General features: G+C 45.6%; 2 protein-coding genes. Both read right to left on the reverse strand.

Annotated features, from left to right (window positions below; translation table 11 throughout):
- Positions 1–2003 (reverse strand): Ig-like domain-containing protein (locus tag AC23NW_RS30785; RefSeq protein WP_487454355.1); only part of this gene is annotated, 2003 nt, incomplete at its 3' end.
- 82 nt (positions 2004–2085) lie between these two features.
- Positions 2086–5559, reverse strand: coding sequence for an Ig-like domain-containing protein (locus tag AC23NW_RS30790; protein ID WP_487454357.1), 3474 nt, complete (start codon positions 5557–5559; stop codon positions 2086–2088).
- Between the last annotated feature and the right edge of the window lie 95 nt (positions 5560–5654).

Below are 5654 nucleotides of genomic sequence, written 5' to 3' on the forward strand. Positions count from 1 at the left end.
GTACCAACCGATGGCTGACCCACCGACACCGTCGCGCTCAGCAACCCGTTGTTCGACGTGCCGCTGTCCGGATCCGTGTCGTTGGCCTTCACATTAATCACCACCGCCGTGTTCTGATACGTCTCGGTATTGTCGTTGTTGGCTACCGGCGGATTATTCAGCACCGGATTCGGCAGCGGGTTGACGTTCACCGTCACACAGGCGCTGCTGCTCAGAGCTGCCGTGTTGCTTACCGAGTAGCAGAAGCTCACCGTACCCGTGAAGCCCGTTGGCGGCGTGTAGGTGTAGCTGCCGTTCGGCGAGAGCGTCACCGTGCCGTTCACCGGCTGACTCAGCAGGCTCGCCGTCAGCGGAAGACCCTGCGGATCCACATCGTTGGTCAGCACATTGCCCGGAACCGGTGTATTCACGTTCGTATTATTGATATCGTTCTTCGCAATTGGCGACTGTACAGTCGAACCTTGTACATCAATGTAAACGGTTGCTTTACTACACAAGCCCGCTGTATTGCAAGCTGTATAGGTAAAACTATCCGCTCCGATATATCCGGTCGATGGTGTATAAGTGTAACTACCTGTCGAACTGAATATTACAGAACCATGTGATGGCTGAGCCGATGCAAACGTCAGCGAAAGCGCCGGCGTATTCGGATCAGAGTCATTGCCGGCAACTGTGGCCGTCTTTGAGGTGTTCACACTCGTCAGGATGGCATCATCGACAGCAATCGGCGCCACCGTTGTACCTGTTGCGGACGTTGGCAGAACGATTACCGTTACCAATGCTGTCGAGCAGAGTGAACTTGTGGCTTTATCACAAACCTCATATGGGAAAGTAACCACCCCCGTGAGGCCTGCCGGGGGAGTGTAGGTTACCGTTCCATCGTTGTTTACTGTTGCTGTTCCCGCAGATGGCTGACTGATGATTGTCGGATTTTTCAATTTCCCCTCATTCGTTGAGGGATCATCCGGATCGCTGTCATTCGCCAGTACTGCAATTACTACCGGCTTACCTGATTCTGTGCGGGAAGCATCGTTATTGGCCACCGGAGGATCATTGCCTGGTGTCGGAAGCGGTAACACGTTAATGCTTACACATGCCGAACTGCTCTGTCCCGCCGTATTACTGATGGAGTAACAGAAACTTACTGTACCCGTAAAATCGGTTGGCGGTGTATAGGTATAACTACCTGTTGTGGTCAGACTTAGACTTCCTAGCGGCGGGCTTAGTAGCGAAACCACTAATGGGGTTCCTAACGGATTAATATCATTTGTTATAACAGTACCAGATACCGGTGTATTGATATTTGTAATATTAATATCAGGAATTGCAAGGATTGGCAACTGACAGTCGGCAGCAGACCCGGTTATGGCAATAAATTGTTCAAGCGGATTCTGATTACCACCAGCCGGCTGACCCGAAGCTGAGTTAAAGTTATTTACCACACTCAGCCCAAATGTATTTAATGCCGCATTAACAAAAGGGTCACTATTTATTATTGGCTGAATCGGACCATAACAACCATTACCCTTAAAAGTAAATAAGGCTACCGGAGTTCCTGATGTAAATTTACCCAGGTTTGACTCTGCAGGGCTTTTGCCAATCACGTAATAAGCTACTGCTGAGTTCAAGGCACCCTGATAATCCTGTTGGATTACATTTCCATTCGTTAGCGTCAGTGATAATCCCTGACCGAACTTTGCAGGATTTTTTTCCCACGTTTGTGTCGACGTTGCATCCGTAATATTCTGGATTTCAAACCCTATCGGCACTTTGATGGTAAACTGAGCTGTTGATACCAACTCATTCTGGCCAGTGTTGTTAGTATTTGGCGTAGAATAATCTGGCACTGCCCAAGCTGTATAAACCTGATTTTGCGGATTATACGTCACCTGGAACTTCACCGTGTTGGGAGAGTTCTGCCCTTGTACCCAATGACCGCTTATAACCATAAGCAAGCCTAATAGCCAGGTAAAATAGCGATTCATATTTGTTACGTTTTTCATGGTTATAGTCTAAGAAACTATGGATTGCCGGCGAACATGCCAGGCGGCGGGCATAACGTTTATTATGCCCGCCCTATTTCCGTTAAGGCAATTGTTCAATGATGATAAAGTTGTTCTGACCGGCAATATTTCCAGGATGGTTTTTAATTATATTCTGATAGATATAATTCACATCCGTGTCTCCACCCTGGTATCTTGTTTCTCCATCCAGATTTATATCTCCGCCGAAATAACCTTTAAGAACATAGAAATTTGACCCCAGAATATTAAGCGGTGACCCTTTTACCATTGTAAAGATTACAGCGACATCATTACTTCCTCCTTGATAAAGTACCGTGTTGTCTCCGGAGGTATTACCAGCCCACATGGCTACACCTTGCGCTACCGTTACCTGCGACTGATTTATCGCGGTTACCGCTTTGCGATAGGTAGGTGTACTCGGGCTCCGGAAATCTACCACAGTACCAGTTACTGACAATGGAATTGCCGTAGCTGTCATAACACCTAAATGGTTTCGGTGCCGGACTGATACATAATAGTCTCCCGCCGATACATTATTAAATGTTAAAGGAGAGACGCCATCAATCTCAACAATGTCTCCATCCCGCTGAATCAATGCAGGCCGGCTGTCTACAACAAGCGTCATATTCGACGGACTTCTCAATTCAACAAACACCCAATCGACAATGGCATTGGTACCTGTTACACTGAAAATTGAAGTAGCATTGGCAATTGACCCTACAGCCGTCAACGTTTTCAGCGCAGTAAAGCTACTGTATGGACTTTCGGTTGGAATTAAATTTTTCACCCTTAAATCGTCCCGCATAATGCCATTTACTGCTGTTATTCCGAAAAGAGCTCCCTGTAGCCACGCTTTTGGTAGTAATTTCAAACCGGTCAGAGCTTGTATTACAACACTTACCGTAGCTTTATCACATTTACCCGCTGTGTTACAAACTGTATAAGTAAAGCTATCTGGTCCCACGTATCCAGTTGCCGGCGTATACGCATAGCTGCCGTTTGTACTCATTACTACCGTACCATTGGAAGGCTGCCCGCTAGCATATGTCAGACTCAACGGCGGACTATTCAGGTCATAATCATTGGTTGCTACCGTTGCAGCCTTCGGTGTATTTACCATCGTAAGAATCGCATCATCTACAGCTACCGGTGCTAATGTTGTACCCACAGGTGGTGTCGGCAATACATTCACTGTCACTAAAGCTGTTGCACACAATGGCGCGGCAGCCTGATCACAGATACGGTACGGGAAGCTGGCAACCCCGGTGAAGTTAGATGCCGGTGTAAATACGACACGTCCATTCACTACAGTTGCTGTGCCCACACTCGTGCTTAACAATGGTGTGATGAGTGTTGGCGTACCCAGCTGTCCTTCAGGGAATGCTGAATTATCCGGATCCATATCATTAACGGCAACAGCAATAGTGACTGCAACGCCCTGTGTTGTTTCCGCCGCATCATTATTAGCAACGGGCGGATTATTCCCTGCCACCGGTTGTGGCAATACATTCACCGTCACACATGCGCTGCTGCTCAAACCAAGTGTGTTACTTACTGAATAGCAGAATGTAGTCGTTCCTGTAAATCCAGTTGGAGGAGTATAGGTATAGCTACCATTGCCCGAAAGCGAAACTGTCCCGTTAGCTGGCTGGTATAACAAAGCAGTCGTCAACGGTAAGCCCTGAGGATCACGATCATTAACCAATACATTACCCGACACCGGAGTATTTAAATTGGTATTTGCAATATCAGATTTAGCAATTGGGGGCATACAGAATGATCGTAATATGATTTCCGCTAAATAGACCCCTGATTTACAGACCCCCTGCGTTATAAAGAAGTTATCATAAGTACCAGGCAACAACCCGGTAACACTTAAGACACCACTATTATTCACAATGCCAGACACAGCTTTTGCCAGACCATTAAAATTATAATGGAATATGAAAATTTGTCCTACAGGTAGTCCGGATAACAATAGTTTTCCGTCATCGCCCTGACAACCAGCATCTACACTGCTTAATGTTGCTTGCGTAGGGGTTGGTAACGTTGGATTGCTTAATATAAAGGGACCAGCCAGCGGCGCAGACGTACAACCAGAAGCATTAATCAAAACAATATTTGTGTAACTCCCAGTCGTCAGTCCTGTTAAAGAAAACACTCCGTTTGCATTAGTAGTTAGCTGCACTGGCGGAGTAACCTCACCATCTTTTTGGTATGCCAATAAATATGGAGTATTGGCGAATAGACCAGTAAAGCTTATAATACCGGTTGCAGTACCACAAGTAACAGGATTTTGAGTAACAACCATAGCAGCCGTTAGTGTCGGAGCCATAGGGTTTGTTAATACGACCGCCGATAAATTTTGTACTGAGCTACAGTTATTAGCACCTAATGATGTAATCAGATAACTTCCATCGCTCAGCCCAGTCAAGGAGGCTAATCCACCAGAGTTACTTGTTAAAATCACGTTTTGCCCCACTCCCCCATTCTTACTAAAGGTTAGAGAATAGGTTGTCATGGCAGTTAACCCGGATAAACTTATACTTCCAGTGTTACTGCCACAGGCGATTGGATTATTACCCTGTAGCTGACTTTGAGCCAACGTTGGTGCCATTGGATCTGTCAGTATCAATGTTACCGTAGAAGGTTGACTAGGACATCCCACAGCATTAGCATAGGCAAAACCGCTGTAACTTCCTTGAGTTAATGCTGTTATACTCGCAATTCCGCTCAAGTTTGTAACGATTGTTACTGTTTGCGCCACTCCACCATTTTTATTATATGAAAGTGTATAGCTTGTACTTGGACTTAAGCCACTTACACTTATTTGCCCTGTTGCAGATCCACAGCTTATTGGATTAAACGTAGTAAATCTACCCACCGTGAGTGCAATCGGCCCCGGCCCATTCCCCATGGCAACAGTACCGGAATATAGTGGTGACGAACATGTAGGTGTGATGTAGCTAAACATACCATATATACCAACTCCCAAATTTGGTATACGTAAAGCGCCATTTGGATCACTTATTCCACTGTATGTCTGTGCAACTCCATTTTTCTGGTACTTTATCAGCACGCTCGTACTCAATGGCAAGCTTGTAACTAAAATATATCCGTCGCTTAATCCGCAAACACTTGGGTTGAACGCATTTACATCGTTATATCCTAATACCGGACAATTCGGTGAACACGTAGTTGTCAGCGTCAAAGGATCAGCCAAAATACCTGATTTACAAATGCCTTGACTGATAAAAAACTGGCTATATATTCCCGCACTCAACCCAGTAACGCTAATCTGTCCGCTAGCTGTAGCTGTTAAGTTAGATGCTTTAGATAGTCCCAAAATCTGATAATGAAATACATATACCTGTCCGGGAACTAAACCATTTAACGTCAGCGCACCATCATCTCCATTACCACTACATGTTAAGTTTGTCCCAAACAAAGTAGCTGTTGTTGGAGTTGGTAAAGAAATATCACTTAACGTAACCGTCCCTGTAAATGGCAGGGATGAACACAAACCAGCATCCACTAAAACGATTCCGGTATAATGAGATGGTCTAATTTATCGGCACAGTGAACTTGCTTAACTTCGCAAGATCATGCAGCAACTAAGCAGACCTAAAA

The organism is Arsenicibacter sp. R0_47 (assembly GCF_057652235.1).